Here is a 14,829-nt window from a genome sequence, read left to right as displayed (position 1 = left end):
GCGACGCTGTCGGACAGCAGGACTACGGCCATGCGCATTCAGCACCCTCCCGGTGCCGGCCCACGCTACCAGAAGCCCGGGGAAATCGCGCGAAGTCTTCTCCCACCTCCGACCACCAACCCCGAAACTCCGAGTCATACCGAAAGGTGAAGCCGACTAGACGATAAGGTATAGTTTATTTGAAATGTATATCCACCCTGACACCCGCGCCGTCGCCCTTCCGAAGGAGCCCTCCCGCCCCTTGCCCACCATCATCGGCGACACCGCGCGCGTCGCACGCCTTCGCGCTAACCTGACACAGGTGGAGGTGGCCCACCTCATCGACATCTCTCCCATCGTCTACAGCCGGCTCGAGCGAGGGCGAATGCTCCCCAGCGTCCAGACGCTGTACCGACTGTGCCCCGCCCTCCGCACCACGCCCAACGAGTTACTGGGCTACCGCGTCTCCCTGCCACCGGACGTCGTCGCCGCCGCCAAGGAGTCCCTGCTCCGCCGTGTGCGCCAGTTGGACGAGCACCAGGCCCTCGCCCTCGTCCAACTCCTACCGGACGTGCGCTGATGGATTGCGCTCCCTTGACAACTGGCAACTCAGGTATACTCCCCTGTACCTATGAATGAACAGCTTGCAACGCACCTTGGCGCCATCGCCCGCCTCGCCAGGGAGCAGATGAGCCTGACGCAAGTCCAAGTCGCGGAGCGCGTCGGGATGGCCTCCGCCGTCTACAGCAGAATTGAACGCGGGCACATGATTCCCAGCGTCGAGACGCTGAAGAAGTTGTGCATCGAGTTGATGGTCTCTCCGGAGGACATGATGGGCCTCACCGAGTCGCCTGACAGAGGGGCTCCCACTCGGCCGGAGGATGACGTCACCTTGCGCCGGCTTCTCTTCCTCGCGCGGAAGCTCGACGCGGCGAAGCTGGACGCCCTCGTCCGCATCACCACCGAGTTGGCCCGCTGAAGCAGCTCCCTGGGGGGAGGAGCGCCACCACACGGCTCGCACCGCCTTCTCCCCAGCGCCAGGAGCCTGCGGCCAGCGCACCGGCGCCTCCGAGCAGGGAACAGGCGTTGCGGGCAGCGCCCTACCTCGGGGCCCTGCACCGGAGCACACGCGCCTCCCACTCGAGCGGACCCCGACGATGACGGAGCGCCTCCCCAGCCGAAGGAGGAGGCCCCCCGCTACGCCGCGCCGCGCTCCCGCAGCTCCTCATTCACGTCGGCGAGTTGCGCCTCCAGGCCCTTCCTCCGCTGTTGGAGGCGGGCCACCTCGTCCAGTCCCACCTCCGCGTCGACGCGTCGCTCCCTCGGAGGCTCGGCCTCCAAGTCCTCACGCACCTCCACCATGAGGATGTCGCCCGCGCGGATGTTGACGTCACACCACGACAGGTGCTCGCCGTACTCCCTCCCCACGGAGCCCCCCACATGGAGCGTCAACTCCGGGTTCGCGTTGGACTCGTCGTGAGGACGGCGCACCCACGTCAGGATGGTGGAGAGCACGCCGAAGTCCGGCACCCCCGCGGTGGTGAGGTGCCGGCCATTACGGGACACACGAAAGCAGAGCATCGGCGGCCTACTCCTTCTTCGGGAGCCCCAACTCGTGCTTCTCCAGCCCATCCGGGTAGAGGCCGGCCTCGCCGAACTCCACTTGGTCGCGCAACTGCCCGCCCTCGGACACCACAAGGGAGGACTCCTTCGCGGCCTCCGCGCGCCCATAAGGCTCGCGGAGCTGGGCATGAATGACACCGCGCAGGGCATCCCGCATGTCCGCCGCCGTCCCGAAGCGCTCCTCGGGGTTGAGGCGCAGGGCCGTGTGCAGCACCGCCTTGAGGTCCTCATTGAGGTGGGCCACCGCCTTCTCGACGACGTCCGGGCCGAACGTCTCCATGAGGGCCTGCATCTGCTGCAGCGGCAACGAGGGCTGCGACTCCGGGCGGAACCGGCTCTCCTTCACCGCCACCACCGGGACGTCGTGCACCTCGAAGAGGTGTCGGCTCGTGAGGACTTCCACCAGCAGCACACCCAGACTGAAGACGTCGGAGCGCGGCGTCAGCCCCTCTTTGCGGAGGTATTCGGGGCTGGCATAGGCCACGTCTCCTCGAAGCAGATTCTCCGGCGATTCCTCCCGTCCCACCAGCAGCGAGTACGCCGCACCGAAGTCCAGCACCTTCACCTCCCCGTGGAGGCCCAATGCGATGTGCCGGGGGCTCACGTCGCGGTGAACAATGCCCAGGGGCACCCCTCGCTCCGACGTCAGCGTGTGCGCGTAGTGCAGCGCGTCCGCCACCTCCGCACCCACGTACAAGCAGAAGCCCTCCGAGAGGGGCTTCCCTCTCACCAGAGCCGCGCACACCAGCGTCTCCAGCGAAGGTCCACCCACGTACTCCATGATGGCGTAGGGGGCGTCCTCCTCCTCATCCACCTCCATATGGAAGACTTGAGCGATGTTGGGATGGTTGAGGCGAAAGGCCAACTGCACCTCCTCAATCATCCGCGTGCGCTGCATGAACGTGGATGGGCTGGCAATTCGGCGGACCAGACACAGACCGGACAGCGCTCCATCCGCCACGCGCCGCTCCACCTTCAGCAGCCGCTCGCCACTCGGCCGCACCTCCAGCTCCCGCACTGCCTCGTAGCGCACACCCCCTACCTCGAAGAGGAAGTGCGGTGCACTGGGCGCAGGCAGAGCGGGAATTTTGGGCGGCAGCTCTTCCGTCGTCACATCATCCTCCGAACGCTTCGGCATGGCTGTGAATCCTCCTGAATGAAGGGGCGCGGCCCCACGGGCAACGAACCTCTCCGCCACCCGGTGCCTCTCCAGCGCACTCTAGGTATAGTTGACTTGACCGTCGAATTAGCATGACGTTCCGTGCCTGGGAAGCCCTCTGCCCTCGTAGCGGACAGGCCGCCGCCCATGAGCGCCTATCCCTCTCCTGGGTGCAAGAGGCCCCAGCCCTGGCTTCGACTGCAGGCTTGGGCTGCTCGCAAAGGAAAAATGACTCGTGAGTGAAACCGTTGACTGGGGCCCGATTCGCGAACTGGCACGTCGTGTCTCCACCACAGGAGCGCGCTTGGCCCTTACAACTGAGGCGAAGGCTCTGCTGAGGCGCACGGCCGCCGAGGTGGGCATCAGCGACAGTGAGGCCGAGAGCGCGCTCGCCACGGAGGAGGGTGCGTTGGGCCTCTTGAGCGAGGAGTCCCGGCGCATCCGAGAAGGCTCCCATAGGCTCATGGACGCGCTGCATCGGATGTACCAGCACAAGGACAAGGGCGACTTCGGACGCGCCCGCCAGGAGATGCGGGACGTCCTAAAGGTGGAAGTCGTGCCCCACTACCGCGCCCTCGCCGAAGGGCAGCTCGAAGACATGGCCGACGCGCCGTAGCAACGAGCGCCTTCCAGCGGCGGTGTGCCGGGCGAAGGCGTCACTTCGCCTTCAGGCCAATTGCCGCAGGAGCGCCCTCCAGAGAGGGCGCTTCGCGGCCCAGACTCAGGCTGGCGTCACCTTGTCGAAGGGGCGCACCACCTTCAGGTTGTCGGAGACACGCGCCAACGTCACCGTCTTCGCCTTCTCGTCGACGGCCTTCACCGTCGCATTGAAGGCGCCCCGCCCCTGCTTGTAGCGCACCTCCTGCCCCACCTCGTATGCGACAGGCGGTGCGGGGCTGGGACTGGATTTGGGGACGGACGCCACCGTGCGTCCCGCCGTACGCGGGCGCCCTCGGCTCCTCTGGGGCGCAGGCCCGGCCCGCGTGGGCTTCGCCGCGGCCTCCGGCTTCACCCACTTCCGCACGCGCACCGAGGACGGGCGCTTCGGCGCGGGCCCGGTGGCAGGCGCGGACGGGCGCTTCGACGCGGGAGGAGGCTCGGGCGTGCGCTTCGGCGCGGGCGTCGAGCCAGACTCAATGCCCAGGAATTGAGCGATCTTCCCCAGCAGCTCCAGTTGTCGTTCCTGCAGCTCCACCTGCCGGCCCAGTGTCTTCTCCACCGCCTCCGCCACCGCAGTCTGGATGATGCCCTTCATGTCGTTCTGCATGTGCTTTCGCTCACTTTCGTCGCGGGGCGTACAACCCTCGCGCCCTCAACACGGACAACAATTCAGCCTCTTGCACTCACGCTACACCAAGGAGTCCTGGTATTCGGACTCCCGTCTCAGAATGAAGCCTTCACCTCGCACCACCGCTCGCGCTGCACCACCCACGTCCCCGCGTGAGCAATGGCCCGGAGGCTTCGCTCGCTGAGGGGCTCCTCTCCATCCACGGCCTCGAGGAACAGCACCTCCTCTTGGATGTCCGGCGCCAGCAGCAGCAAGTCCAGCAGGTGCGTCACACGCGCGCGGGTAAAGCCGAGTTGACCTGCGACGTCCGCCGCGCTCGCCACCAGCCCTCGAGCAATGGCGGATTCCACGTGGTGCGCCAGGGCCAGCATGCGCGCGACGTGCGCTGGCCGGCGCGCCGCCTCTCGCGGCGGGGGGCGAGCCCCCTCCCGGAAGCGCACCTTCGAGCGTCGCACACGGTGAAACTGTGCGCTGACGAGGCCGGCCTCCGCCTGTCGAGACTCGGGACTCGCGCTCACGCCGCCACCTCCTCGTGCGCGGGCGTCGCGGAGTCCCCGGCAGGAGCAAGGTGCACGTCCACTCTGTCCGTCTCCTCGTCCACCACGACTCGGCCGATGAGGGCCTGCAGCAGGCGCCCCCGGTTGGCGGCCGTGAGGGCGTCCCACACCGCGTCGAAGTCCGCCAAGGCCTGGGCCACCCAGGCCGCCTCCAGCTTCTCCCCCTCCATGGCGTCCAGGGCGCGCTCCACCTCCACCAGCCGCTTCTCGATACCGGCGACCTCCTCCTCCGCTGCCGTCAGCTTCTCCTCCAGGAGACGCCGGGCTGGGCCCTCCAACTTGGAGAGGGAGTCCACCCACTTCGCGGACTCCCCGGCGCGCCTGGCCAAATCCTTCGGGAGCTGCGCGCGCTCCGCGCGCAGGGCCTTGTGCTTCTCCTCCAGCCGCGACGTGAGGCGGGCATGCACCTGCGTCGCGAAGCCCCCACCTACCGAGACTTCCCGCAGCCGGGCGACGACGAAGTCCTCCAGGGCGGCTGCTGGAAGAGGAGAGGCCCGGCACCCCTCCTTCCCCTGCTTGTCCCGGGTGACGCAGCGGTAGTAGCGGTACTCGCGCGTGCCCTTGCGCGTGGAACCGGGCGTCATGGCCTCGCCGCACATGCCGCAGCGCAACAGGCCTCGCAGCACGTAGTCCGGGTTGCGCCCGTGGTACTGGAGGCCGGGGCCGCGGCCCTCCAGGATGTCCTGCACCCGATGGAAGGTGGCCCTGTCCACAATCGGCGAGTGCTCTCCCGGGTGCATCTCGTCGCCATACGGCACGAAGCCCGCGTACAGGGGACTCCTCAAGAGGCGCAGCACATCCTGCGTCGTCCATTTCCGAGCCGCGCGCGTGGCACCGCTCTGAGCCTCGTAGCGCTTCGTCTTGCGCCCCACCTCGTTGAGGAGGCGTGACACCGCCGAGGCCTGCTGGTGCTGGAGGTACAGCTCGAAGGCCTCCCGCACCACCACCGCCTCGTACTCATTCACCACGAGGCGCTTGTCCTTCACCTCGTAGCCCAGCGGAGCGCGTCCCCCCGTCCACAGACCCTTACGGCGCGCGGCGGCCACCTTGTCCCGTGTGCGCTCGGAAATCATCTCCCGCTCGAACTCGGCGAAGCTCATCAGCATGTTCAGCGTCAGCCGCCCCATGGCGTCCGCCGTGCTGAAGTTCTGCGTCACTGAGACGAAGGACGCGCCTCCCGCGTTGAGGCGCTCCATGACTTTCGCGAAGTCGAGGAGGCTGCGGGAGAGGCGGTCCACCTTGTACACCACCACCACGTCCACCCGGCCCGCGTCCACGTCCTGCAACAGCCGCTGGAAGGCTGGCCGCTCCATGTTGGCGCCGGTGAAGCCGCCGTCGTCGTAGCTCTCATCCAACAACACCCAGCCGGGCTGGCGCTGCACGTAGGAGACACAGGACTCGCGCTGGGCGTCCAGCGAGTTGAACTCCATCTCCAGGCCCGCCGCCGTGGACTTGCGCGTGTAGACGGCGCAGCGCTTCGCGTCCGTGGGTGGCGACTTGTTCTTCCTCATGGCCCCTCCGAATCCCCGGGCGACGGCTCCCGTGGCTCGACGCTCGGCGCCTCCTTCTGCCCGGCGAGCTGCTCCGCCACGGCCACCATCCGCTCCATGTTGTCGTTGAGGCGCTTCAGCTCACGGACGAGCGCCGGCATCGTCCCCTCGTAGAAGCGCTGCCCCATGTGCGTCTGGAAAAAGTCAGGGCCGCTCATGACTTCACCGCCTTCGGACTGCCGTCCTTGAGCCCGAAGAAGGTGAAGCCATTCCAGGCCGTGCCCGTAATCAGCTTGGCCACGCTGGAGAGGCTGCGGTGAAGCTGGCCCCCGTATTCAATGCCGTCCTCGCGCACCGTCACCCGGTGCTGCGTGCCTTTGAAGGCGCGCGTCAGCACCGTGCCCGGCGGGGGCAGGCGCGCGTCGCGCCCGTCCGCAGCGGGTGCGCGTACGTCCGCAGCGGCGGCGCGCACGTCCGAAACGGATGGATGTGGCGCGGAGGGCTTCGCTTCCTCCACCTGTCGCATCCTCCAGCGCTCCGGCAGCTTGTCGCCCAGTTCGGCAATGCGTGTCACGGCGCGCGTGGAGAGGCTCCCTTCGGCCAGCTCCTGAATCCGGAAGGACAGGCGCTTCTTCAGGTAGTCCCTGTTCCGGGAGCGCGTCGGCTCGCCGTAGAGCTCCAGGTACTTCTCCGCCAAATCCGGCACCGACATGCTGGCCAGCGCGGCCAGTTGCTGTGGCACGGCCGCCAACTGCTGGCGCGCGGCCCGCGCAGTCTCCTTCTTCGCCATGGTGTTGTCTCCTTTGCCCCGGGCAGCAGGCCCTCGGGCGAGAGCCATGGACGCTCTGTCCCCAGAAGAAGACAAGTCGAGAGTCTGCGGCTCAGCCATGCGCGCTCTCCTCCGCCCTCCACGCGGGCGCCTGTCGTTGCGGCTGCGCATGTCGACGCAGCCACAACTCCCAGAGGGCATCGGCGAGAACATCCACCGCGTCGTCCTGGCGCTGGAGCTGGTGGTGAGACGCGTCGGACGCATCTGCCGGAGGCCGGGGCATCCATTCCACCCTCGTCACGAGGCCACCTCCTCGGCACTGCCTTCGTCGTGGCCACGCCAACGCCACCCTCGACTTGCGTCGTCAGCGTGCGGGAAGTCCTCCGCGGAGATGAAGGGGGCTTTGGAGACATCAATCACGAGGGCACACCGGCGCACGGCCTTACCGGCAAAGCAGACGCGCTCACTGGGCGAGAGGACATACTCTCCGGCGCGGTGATTCTCATGGATGAGGCGCCTCAGCGCCTTCGTGTCCACCAACTCTCCCCGGTAGTCGATGCGCTTGCAGTGCGCGCGGTAGGCGTCGTAGGCGGATTCCAGGTGGAGGCACAGGCGCCCCTCGTCGAAGGCATAGTGGACGCGGTGCTTCAGCTCCCCCTGAATCGCCATGACACTCAGCATATGGAGGAAGGCATCCAGCGCGTTGCGGACACCCGTCTCTTCCTCGAGGACGTCCTTCAGCACGGCGTCCACGGCCTCACGGGCGCCCAAGTCGGCGGGCAGCGGGTACCCGCATTCCTGGGCGAACTGCTCGAAGAGGTGAATGCCCAGCAACATGGCCGTCACGTTGTCGGCGACGCGCGGAGGCACCTGTCGCCCCTTCACGAAGGAGTCCGCGACGGCGCGGGCCAAGCCGTAGTCCTTGTCGAAGTCACGCCCCAGGCAGAATTGAATGTAGCGAGGGGCGAAGAGGGCCAGGTTGACGGAAGTCAGCTCGCGAAAGACAGCCCGGTACTCACGGCGCTGTACCGTCGCCTTGTCCGGGCTGACGGGGAGAATGCGCTCCACGAGTGCCGCCTCGGTGGGACGCGTCTCGCCGCAGATGCACAGCGGCGCCTGAAGCCGGTAGCTCGTCACAGACAAGTCCGGGCGCCCCCGCTCCTCTGTCTCCCCGCGGTAGAGACGCCGCATGTAGCGGTGCACCAGGTGGAGACGGGGCAGCGGCATATCGCTGGGCTTGTACTCGTCCAGCACCACCGGCACGGAGCGCGTGGCGGACAGCAGCTTCACCAACGCAAATTCCGTCTCCGTCACGCTGTAGGCGTCTGATTTCGGCACGCCGAAGAGGGGCCAGAAGACTTCGGTGCAGGTGCTGGACTTGCCGCTGCCCTGCGTTCCATAGGGGAAAAGAAGAGGGAAGGAGCCCACCCTCTCCATGAGGCGCGGCTTCATCGGCGTCGCGAAGAACCACCCCAGCATGGGCAGCACCACCTGCGGCGTGTTGATTTTGAGCAGGCACTCGAAAACCGTGCTGGCCACTTCATGGAAGGCGTCGTCGTCCGAGGCCTCGTAGCGGACGCGCGACTCGAGCGACGCACCATTGGGCAGGTACGCCACGGGGGAGGCCGCGAGGAAACCCTCCTTGCCGATGGTGCACCCAGGTGCCACCCAGACATGGTGCGCCCCCCGCTTGAAGTCTCCCAGGACGCTGGTGCCCGGCAGCCGCGGCACCGCACGCCGCGCCACCGCGCGCAGCAGGCCCTGCACGTTGTTGTCGCTGCCCGTCCACTGCGTGTGGACGGAGGGCAGGTGCTGCAGCAGCTCCTTGCGCGAGTTGAAGGCCCGCCTCGGCAGCCGGGCCCCGTCCATGTTGGTGCCCTTGTCCGTGCGGATGCCCCCGAGGAACACCTCCCCCTCCTCGGTTTCCACGACGGCGCTGGGCGTGAAGGTGAAGGAGGAAATCGCCTTCGCTTCTCCGCGCTGCGTCACCGTGTAGTAGCAGTACGCGTCCTCGAACACCTCGCCGTCGATGGTGTCGTCGCCGCTGCTGCTCTTCCCCCCGCCCTTGGAGTCCGCGCCCTCTCCACCGGCCTGGGTGCGCACGGCGCAGGCCATGGACAGCCGAAGCTTCTGCGCGGGCTGGCCCGTGCGCACCTCCAGCAGCGCCAGGTACTTCTCCTGCGCGGACGGCGGACGGTGAGCAATCGCCTCCAGGAGGGGCTTGAGGCGGTACTCCACGTCCTGGGCCGGCACCGTGGCGAGCGCCTCCACGGCTTTCTCGATGTCGAAGACGACGTCATAGAGCTCGCAGCGCACGTCAGGCTCGCGATTGACGCGGCAGTAGCCCATGCCCTGGAGGGAGTGGCAGGGCGGCGCCACGGCGCCATCCTCGCGGGCGGTGGCCATTACCTTCTCGTAAGCCTTGGAGATGTACGCCTTGCCGTCTCGCCCCTTCAGCTTCCCGAGGCCCCGGCGGTCGTACTCGAGGACCAACTCGGTGATTTCATCGAGGCCGAGCTGTTTGTGCGCGAAGAAGCGCACCATGTTGAAGATGGCGACGCTCCTGTCCTCCGCCCCCTGCTCCCACAGGCGCTGCACCGGGCCGCACATCTCCACCGGCTGCGCCCAGTCGTACTCCCCCGTCTCAGTCCGGCGGGCCTTTACCGTCGCTTGCGGTGCCGACGTGGAGGCCGCCAGCGGCAGCGCCACCTGAGCCGGATGCGCCGGGTTCGCCGCCTGTTGCGCAGGCTCCCTCTGCAAGCGCTCGACGAGCTGCGGATCCTCCACACGCTCGAAGTCGGCCAGCGCCCGCGCTGCTCGGTGAGGCCGCTCAGCAGTCCCAGCTCCCTTCCGGGCGACGGTGCCCACCACCTTGATGATGCGGGCCACGTCGTGGATGGAGTCCACACGCACGCGCTCGGAGGCGAAGCGGGTGCGCACCTCGGCCTCGAAGGCCTTCAGGCCCGCCTGCACGCGCTCGTGGCTCTCGCCCTCCAGCAACTGCGGTGGCAAAGCGAACCAGAGCTGCGCCCCGTTGCCGCTCATCATCAGCCGCGGCCGGACGAGTCCCTGCCCTTCACACCAGGCCGCAGCGGCATCCGCCACCTGGAGCGTCAGCGAGAGTTCGTCCTCGGTGCTGGCCGTGTCCTTGGGGCGCACGGGGTCCAGGTCCACCACCGTGGCCGTCACCACCTCGATGTCCTTGCTGCTCGCCCCCGTCCGCAACGGGCGCAGGACGTTGGGAGCCAGCTCGAGAAGGCGCCGAGGGCGCGGCTGGATGCCCACGTACACGTTGCCGCCGGCATTGGCCGCCACGCAGGTCGCGACGAAGTCCTCCTCGTCGTCGAAGAAGCCCAGGCCGACGATGCCACCGCCGCCCGGGCGGATGACGCGGACTTCGCTGACGCCGTGTGGTGCGTGCGCGAGCCACCGCCAGGTGGCGCGGATGGCGTCAGGGTTGGGAGTGCTTGGAGTGGTGTCGAAAGGTGTCGTCATCGAAGGTGCTCTCTCTCTCTCTCTCTGCGTTGGTTCAATTTGCGTTTGCCGCGGTGGCCACTCCCAGCACCGTGGCGTACTGCTGTCGGCGCTCCGCGTAGTGGCGCCGCAAGAGCGGCACCTGCCCGTCGACGAAGTCGATGAGGACGGCGCTCTTCTTCTCCGGATGCGGGCGCATGAGGCGCCCGAGGCGCTGGACGGTGCGTCCACGCGCGCGGCCGGGGTACGCCAGGAAGACGCGTGAGAGGCGCGGCAAGTCGAGCCCCTCATCCGCCAGGCTTGTGGCCACCAGCACACGGACGCGCCCGGCGCGGGCCTGGTCCAAGAGGGCCTTGCGCGCATCGCGCGGCACCTCGCTCGTCAACGCGGCGGCCGACAGGCCGGCGGCCGAGAGCCGATGCGCCAGCAGTTCGCAGTGGTCCACCCGCCCCGTGAGGACGAGGCACAGGTGGCCTGCCCACGCTTCGCGGGCCACGGCACCGAGGACGAGGTCATTGCGCGCCTTGTCCTCCGCCAGGGCCTCCAGCATGGGCGCGTAGTCCGAGGCGCGGAAGTAGGGGTAGTCGAAGGTCGTCTCCACGGCGCGCACCTCGGGCACCACCAGCACGCCGCGCGCGACGAGGTCCTCGTGCTTCACCACGGCCAGGGGCGCGCCCAGGTACAGGCGCAAGAGCGGCGTCAACCCGTCCTCTCGCTCGGGCGTCGCCGTCAATCCCAGTCGGTAGCGCGCCGGGCAGCGATCCACCAGACGGTGGAAGGCGCTGGCGGCGATGTGGTGGGCCTCATCGAGGACGAGCAGGCCGAAGCCGTGGAGGAAGGCGTCAAGCTTCGCCTCGTCCCACCGGGCCAGGGACTGGACGACGGCCACGGTGACGGGCCGCACCTCCTCCTCCCCCGCGCCCACGAGGCCCGCCTCCAGGCCCAGACGCTCGCGCACGTGCTCTCGCCACTGCTCCGCCAAATCCAACGTGTGGACGAGGATGAGTGCCGGCGTGCGCAAGCGCGCAATGGCCCCCACGGCCAGGACGCTCTTCCCGGCCCCGCATGGCAGCACCGCCGTCCCCTGTGTGGCCTTCGCCAGCCGCTCCACGGCCGCGGCCTGGTAGTCGCGCAGTGACACCGCCGGCAGCTTCGGCAGGCGATTGGGCGGCAGCACCCGCGCGTCCTCGAAGGAGAGCGTCAGGCCCGCCTCGTCCGCGGCCCGGCGCAGCAGGTGAATGGCCCCGCGCGGCAGCACCAGCTCCCGCTCCTGCTGGCGGAAGAAGTACAGCGTCTGGGGCTCCGCCCCGGGGCGCTTTCGCAGCCGCACCAGCTTCACGTAGGCGGGATTGGGAAGGGAGAGCGCCTGGCAGAGGCCCTTCATCATCTTCGGCGGCACGTCGCCCGCCGCGAGCCGCAAGCCCGCATCCACGCGTACGCGCAGCGTCTGCTTGCCTGTGGCCGTGCCCGCGCTGTCCGCAGGCGCAGACGGCACAGCCCCCACGCGGGAGTCCTGGGTGCGAGAGACAACACGTCCCCCGTCCCCGTGCATTTCGGAGAAGTCTTCCACCATTCTTGTCGTCCTCAGTGAGGCGCGTCGGGGGCACGCAGCAAGCCCCCTTCGCGCATGGCTACGGCAACCGACTTCAGCGGGGCGGGCTCACGGCCCGAAAGGGTCCACGTCCGCGACACTCTCCGGGGAGTATTCGGCGACGAGGGAGTCGACGTAGGCGCGCGCCAGTTCGCCCTTCGACGCCGGGATGTCCCGGATGCGCTGCACGCCGAACTTCTGGAGGAAGCGGTCCACCGCCTCGCGCGGCAACCCCTTCAACGCAGTGGCCATCGCCTGGGCCAGCTTGACGTCGACGGGCTCACCCGCCTTCGCATTGGAGGAAGTCCCGGTTGGCGTGCTGCTCGCCGCAGCCGCCGCCTCCGCCGCGTACAGCTTCGGCAAGTCGTGCTGCTGCAACGCCTGGAAGGCCGCCATCTCCTCTTGGGTGAGCTGCCTGTCCGGGAGGATGGAGTACGTCGTCTTCGTGTCCTTGGCCGCCCCTCGGCGCTTCACCTCGAAGGCCCACTTCTCCAGTCCGTACTTCGCGCGCAACTCCATCAGCGTGTTGAAGAAGGTGACGGCCTGCTCCATCACCTTCACCTCGCGCGTCCCGTGGACGGCGACGTTGAGGGCCACGCGCAGCGAGGGCTTGTGCCCCTGGGCCTTCAGCGTCTCGTCGAAGGGGACGAACTTGTTGTCGAGGAAAACCACCTCGCGCGGGTACGGCTCCCCGAGGAAGACGACGACGGCGGTGTCTCCGTCATTCGCCAGCTTCAGCCAGGCGCCGCCCTGCTGCTCGTGCTGCTTGGCCATCGCGGCCGTCTGCTCCCACATGTTGTTGGCCATGGTGCTTCACTCCTCCTTCTGGCAGTGCGTGGTGGAGGCGTGGCGCTCGCGCCGGTACACCGAGAACAACTCGGTGCCGTCCGCGGTGCAGCCCGCCGGCTCGACGTTGAAGTCCGCCTCGCTGTCGACGACGTGCTCGAGTTCCCAGCGGCGGAAGAGGCCCGGCACGCGGACGTAGTCGTGGGCCTGTGCGTCGGCGCACTCGCAGCAGAGGCACGCGGCGCGCCCCTCCGCCTCCGGCCCTGCGTCGCCCCGGCTCACCACCCGGAGGCGGTGCCCGTCGATGCGAGCGAAGAAGCGCACGAATGTTTCATCGTGCTCAGAGCTGTTTCGCGCAGATGTCTTCATTCAGTCCTTCCCGGTTGAAGGCAATACAGGGGCGTTGCTGTCCGCTGGGGCGGACAGGGTGTGTTGAAGCAGGATTGGATTGGGGCGCGGGCGGCCCCGTTACTCCCCCAAAGTCAGGTGGCGCGCGGAGGGGACATGCGATTCGTGACGCCCCTCAGCCGCGCCCTCCCGGCGCCCTCTCGGTTGTTTCAGAATCCACAAACTCTAAAAAGCACCCCCACCCGCCGTTTCGGGACAAGAAATCTTTTTCGGGGATTTTATTCTTCATTTTCCGCAGGCGAGCCAAGGCCCGCCGGACGCGCTTGCGCGCCGTTTCGGGCGACACCCCAAGGCTCGCTGCCACCTCGACAGCGTCCTCTTCGAGAAGGACGAGGGACACCACCAGGTCCGTGTCCTCCCCCGTCAGCGGGAGGAGCCACGCGCGCAGCTCCTCCACCTCGGCGTTGAAGGAACGGGCTCGCGAGACGAAGGGAGTGAGCCACGGCACCGAGGGCGCCCAGCCATCCACGTCTGCCAGCGACTCAAGGCGCGCGCGATGGCGTTGCTCCACCAGCTCCTTGTGCCACGCCTTGAGGACGTCGCGCTCCGTCCCGCGCACGAGTGTCCCAGCTACGCGGTGGACGCCTGACAGATTGACGCGTGCCACAAGGGCCATGAAAGACACGGCCACCGAGGAAACCACCTCCGCGGGCGGTTGCTCCGTTCGCCTGAGACACCGGCGATACACGCTGTCCAACCCGGGCCACAGGCTCAGCCACAACAAGGCCACGAAGAAGCTGGCAGCGGCCCCCGTCTGAACCATGACGACGAGTCCCGCGAGCAAGCCATCCTTGATGTGAGACGCACCTTCACGCGCGGTGAGAAATGAAACAAGGGCCTCCGGCTGCTCGAAGTCGGCGAGCGCCTCCCAGTTGCGTCGCACCAGGCGATAGGCGCGCTGCGCCTCGGCAGTCCGGAGGGCCACGCCAAGCTCTTGATGGAGAGCGTCCCAGCTACGACTCACAGGTGCATGCCGTCCCGGCCCTGCGCTCGGCGCGCGGGAGGTGCCGGGTGAGAGAGGAGACAAGGCCGAGCCCCGTTGAAGGAATGGCACCAGCACCTCCGAGGCGGCCCCGCCTTCGGTGGGAGCCTCGTGGCTGCGGCGCGTCAGTCGAAGGAAGAGGCGGGCGCTCCACGCACCCGAGCACCAGAGGCCTCGCTACGGTATCGGGCAGGCCCCCTTCCGACTGGGGGCGCGGCAACGAGAAAGGGGCGCCCCCGTGAGAACGGGGATGCGGCTTTCACGGCACAGGCCCAGTCCAATCCGGACGGCGCACCAGCGCTTCGGCATCCGGGCCGAGCCGCTCACAACAAACCAGCACATCGTGCCGAAACCGTAATTCACGCAGCTTTCCTTCACAGCCCAAGGACGACACCGCGCCGCGACAGGGCCTCAAGGAATACGTGCGACAGCGTGCATCCTGGGCGTGACGGAAGCGTGACGGCGTGAAGAAAACGCGCGCCCACTCCTCCGATACCGCCAACACCCCCTCCGCACTTCAGGGCGATACTTATTATTCATGTCTCAAGCCCCACGCCCAAACTCCCAATACCCAGACAGTCACGCATTCAACGGCGCTTCCGTCGCATCCGACTTTTCCAGTGGGGATATCCAGGTCGACTGCGGTGAGGTCGGCGACACGGCCACGCCCGGATTGCGACTTTCATGCCCACACGTCGCCACTCGGGCACAGTCCACGCAGGT

Annotated in this window: 15 protein-coding genes; 3 read left to right on the top strand and 12 right to left on the bottom strand. The window is 67.9% G+C overall.

What is annotated here, in order from left to right:
- Nucleotides 1-184 precede the first annotated feature (184 nt).
- A complete protein-coding gene (locus GTZ93_RS16815; protein ID WP_139919024.1) occupies nucleotides 185-559 on the top strand; it encodes a helix-turn-helix domain-containing protein in 375 nt (124 codons plus the stop codon).
- A gap of 51 nt (nucleotides 560-610) precedes the next feature.
- A complete protein-coding gene (locus tag GTZ93_RS16810) occupies nucleotides 611-958 on the top strand; it encodes a helix-turn-helix domain-containing protein (RefSeq protein ID WP_139919023.1) in 348 nt (115 codons plus the stop codon).
- 218 nt (nucleotides 959-1,176) lie between these two features.
- On the opposite strand, the gene GTZ93_RS16805 is transcribed toward GTZ93_RS16810, so the two are convergent.
- Together GTZ93_RS16805 and GTZ93_RS16800 are read right to left on the bottom strand one after the other, a co-directional pair.
- Nucleotides 1,177-1,560: a hypothetical protein gene (locus GTZ93_RS16805; protein WP_139919022.1), complete on the bottom strand. Its 384-nt coding sequence runs from the start codon at nucleotides 1,558-1,560 to the stop codon at nucleotides 1,177-1,179.
- 7 nt (nucleotides 1,561-1,567) lie between these two features.
- The gene (locus GTZ93_RS16800; protein WP_139919021.1) at nucleotides 1,568-2,740 is read right to left on the bottom strand and encodes a serine/threonine-protein kinase; all 1,173 of its coding nucleotides are present in this window, start codon (nucleotides 2,738-2,740) and stop codon (nucleotides 1,568-1,570) included.
- A 256-nt stretch (nucleotides 2,741-2,996) separates the two neighbouring features.
- Between GTZ93_RS16800 and GTZ93_RS16795 the strand changes: the two genes are divergently transcribed.
- Nucleotides 2,997-3,377: a DUSAM domain-containing protein gene (locus tag GTZ93_RS16795; RefSeq protein WP_139919020.1), complete on the top strand. Its 381-nt coding sequence runs from the start codon at nucleotides 2,997-2,999 to the stop codon at nucleotides 3,375-3,377.
- Nucleotides 3,378-3,482: 105 nt separating this feature from the next.
- Here the strand turns inward: GTZ93_RS16795 and GTZ93_RS16790 are convergent, their stop codons facing one another.
- The 10 genes from GTZ93_RS16790 to GTZ93_RS16740 all read right to left on the bottom strand — a co-directional run bounded on the left by GTZ93_RS16790 (nucleotide 3,483) and on the right by GTZ93_RS16740 (nucleotide 14,049).
- Nucleotides 3,483-4,028: a PspA gene (locus GTZ93_RS16790; protein WP_139919019.1), complete on the bottom strand. Its 546-nt coding sequence runs from the start codon at nucleotides 4,026-4,028 to the stop codon at nucleotides 3,483-3,485.
- A gap of 116 nt (nucleotides 4,029-4,144) precedes the next feature.
- Nucleotides 4,145-4,567 carry a hypothetical protein gene (locus tag GTZ93_RS16785; RefSeq protein WP_139919018.1) on the bottom strand — a complete coding sequence of 141 codons (423 nt, stop codon included), beginning with the start codon at nucleotides 4,565-4,567 and terminating at the stop codon, nucleotides 4,145-4,147.
- Nucleotides 4,564-6,117 (bottom strand): recombinase family protein, encoded by a 1,554-nt coding sequence (locus GTZ93_RS16780; RefSeq protein ID WP_139919017.1) that lies wholly within the window; start codon nucleotides 6,115-6,117, stop codon nucleotides 4,564-4,566. The genes GTZ93_RS16785 and GTZ93_RS16780 overlap by 4 nt, the downstream gene beginning before the upstream one ends.
- Nucleotides 6,114-6,314 (bottom strand): hypothetical protein, encoded by a 201-nt coding sequence (locus GTZ93_RS16775; RefSeq protein WP_139919016.1) that lies wholly within the window; start codon nucleotides 6,312-6,314, stop codon nucleotides 6,114-6,116. The genes GTZ93_RS16780 and GTZ93_RS16775 overlap by 4 nt, the downstream gene beginning before the upstream one ends.
- The gene (locus GTZ93_RS16770; protein ID WP_139919015.1) at nucleotides 6,311-6,886 is read right to left on the bottom strand and encodes a DUF2924 domain-containing protein; all 576 of its coding nucleotides are present in this window, start codon (nucleotides 6,884-6,886) and stop codon (nucleotides 6,311-6,313) included. Before GTZ93_RS16770 ends, GTZ93_RS16775 begins: the two co-directional genes overlap by 4 nt.
- Before the next feature lie 276 nt (nucleotides 6,887-7,162).
- A complete protein-coding gene (locus GTZ93_RS16760; protein WP_139919013.1) occupies nucleotides 7,163-10,360 on the bottom strand; it encodes a hypothetical protein in 3,198 nt (1,065 codons plus the stop codon).
- Between the two features lie 34 nt (nucleotides 10,361-10,394).
- Nucleotides 10,395-11,912: a DEAD/DEAH box helicase gene (locus GTZ93_RS16755; protein WP_139919012.1), complete on the bottom strand. Its 1,518-nt coding sequence runs from the start codon at nucleotides 11,910-11,912 to the stop codon at nucleotides 10,395-10,397.
- 87 nt (nucleotides 11,913-11,999) lie between these two features.
- Nucleotides 12,000-12,737, bottom strand: a complete 738-nt coding sequence (locus GTZ93_RS16750; RefSeq protein ID WP_139919011.1) for a hypothetical protein — start codon at nucleotides 12,735-12,737, stop codon at nucleotides 12,000-12,002.
- 6 nt (nucleotides 12,738-12,743) lie between these two features.
- Nucleotides 12,744-13,085, bottom strand: coding sequence for a hypothetical protein (locus GTZ93_RS16745; RefSeq protein ID WP_139919010.1), 342 nt, complete (start codon nucleotides 13,083-13,085; stop codon nucleotides 12,744-12,746).
- 154 nt (nucleotides 13,086-13,239) lie between these two features.
- Nucleotides 13,240-14,049 (bottom strand): sigma-70 family RNA polymerase sigma factor, encoded by an 810-nt coding sequence (locus tag GTZ93_RS16740; protein WP_139919009.1) that lies wholly within the window; start codon nucleotides 14,047-14,049, stop codon nucleotides 13,240-13,242.
- Nucleotides 14,050-14,829: the final 780 nt, after the last annotated feature.

The sequence above is a fragment of the Corallococcus exiguus genome (genome assembly GCF_009909105.1).
Lineage (GTDB): Bacteria > Myxococcota > Myxococcia > Myxococcales > Myxococcaceae > Corallococcus > Corallococcus exiguus.
The sequence above is the reverse complement of the archived record's forward strand: the minus strand, read 5'-3'. Positions and strand labels throughout refer to the sequence as shown.

Bases quoted from the DNA above. Each gene is read 5' to 3' on its own strand.
- GTZ93_RS16815 (WP_139919024.1), top strand. From the start codon at position 185: ATGTATATCCACCCTGACACCCGCGCCGTCGCCCTTCCGAAGGAGCCC.
- GTZ93_RS16810 (WP_139919023.1), top strand. From the start codon at position 611: ATGAATGAACAGCTTGCAACGCACCTTGGCGCCATCGCCCGCCTCGCC.
- GTZ93_RS16805 (WP_139919022.1), bottom strand. From the start codon at position 1,560: ATGCTCTGCTTTCGTGTGTCCCGTAATGGCCGGCACCTCACCACCGCG.
- GTZ93_RS16800 (WP_139919021.1), bottom strand. From the start codon at position 2,740: ATGCCGAAGCGTTCGGAGGATGATGTGACGACGGAAGAGCTGCCGCCC.
- GTZ93_RS16790 (WP_139919019.1), bottom strand. From the start codon at position 4,028: ATGCAGAACGACATGAAGGGCATCATCCAGACTGCGGTGGCGGAGGCG.
- GTZ93_RS16780 (WP_139919017.1), bottom strand. From the start codon at position 6,117: ATGAGGAAGAACAAGTCGCCACCCACGGACGCGAAGCGCTGCGCCGTC.
- GTZ93_RS16775 (WP_139919016.1), bottom strand. From the start codon at position 6,314: ATGAGCGGCCCTGACTTTTTCCAGACGCACATGGGGCAGCGCTTCTAC.
- GTZ93_RS16770 (WP_139919015.1), bottom strand. From the start codon at position 6,886: ATGGCGAAGAAGGAGACTGCGCGGGCCGCGCGCCAGCAGTTGGCGGCC.
- GTZ93_RS16760 (WP_139919013.1), bottom strand. From the start codon at position 10,360: ATGACGACACCTTTCGACACCACTCCAAGCACTCCCAACCCTGACGCC.
- GTZ93_RS16755 (WP_139919012.1), bottom strand. From the start codon at position 11,912: ATGGTGGAAGACTTCTCCGAAATGCACGGGGACGGGGGACGTGTTGTC.
- GTZ93_RS16750 (WP_139919011.1), bottom strand. From the start codon at position 12,737: ATGGCCAACAACATGTGGGAGCAGACGGCCGCGATGGCCAAGCAGCAC.
- GTZ93_RS16745 (WP_139919010.1), bottom strand. From the start codon at position 13,085: ATGAAGACATCTGCGCGAAACAGCTCTGAGCACGATGAAACATTCGTG.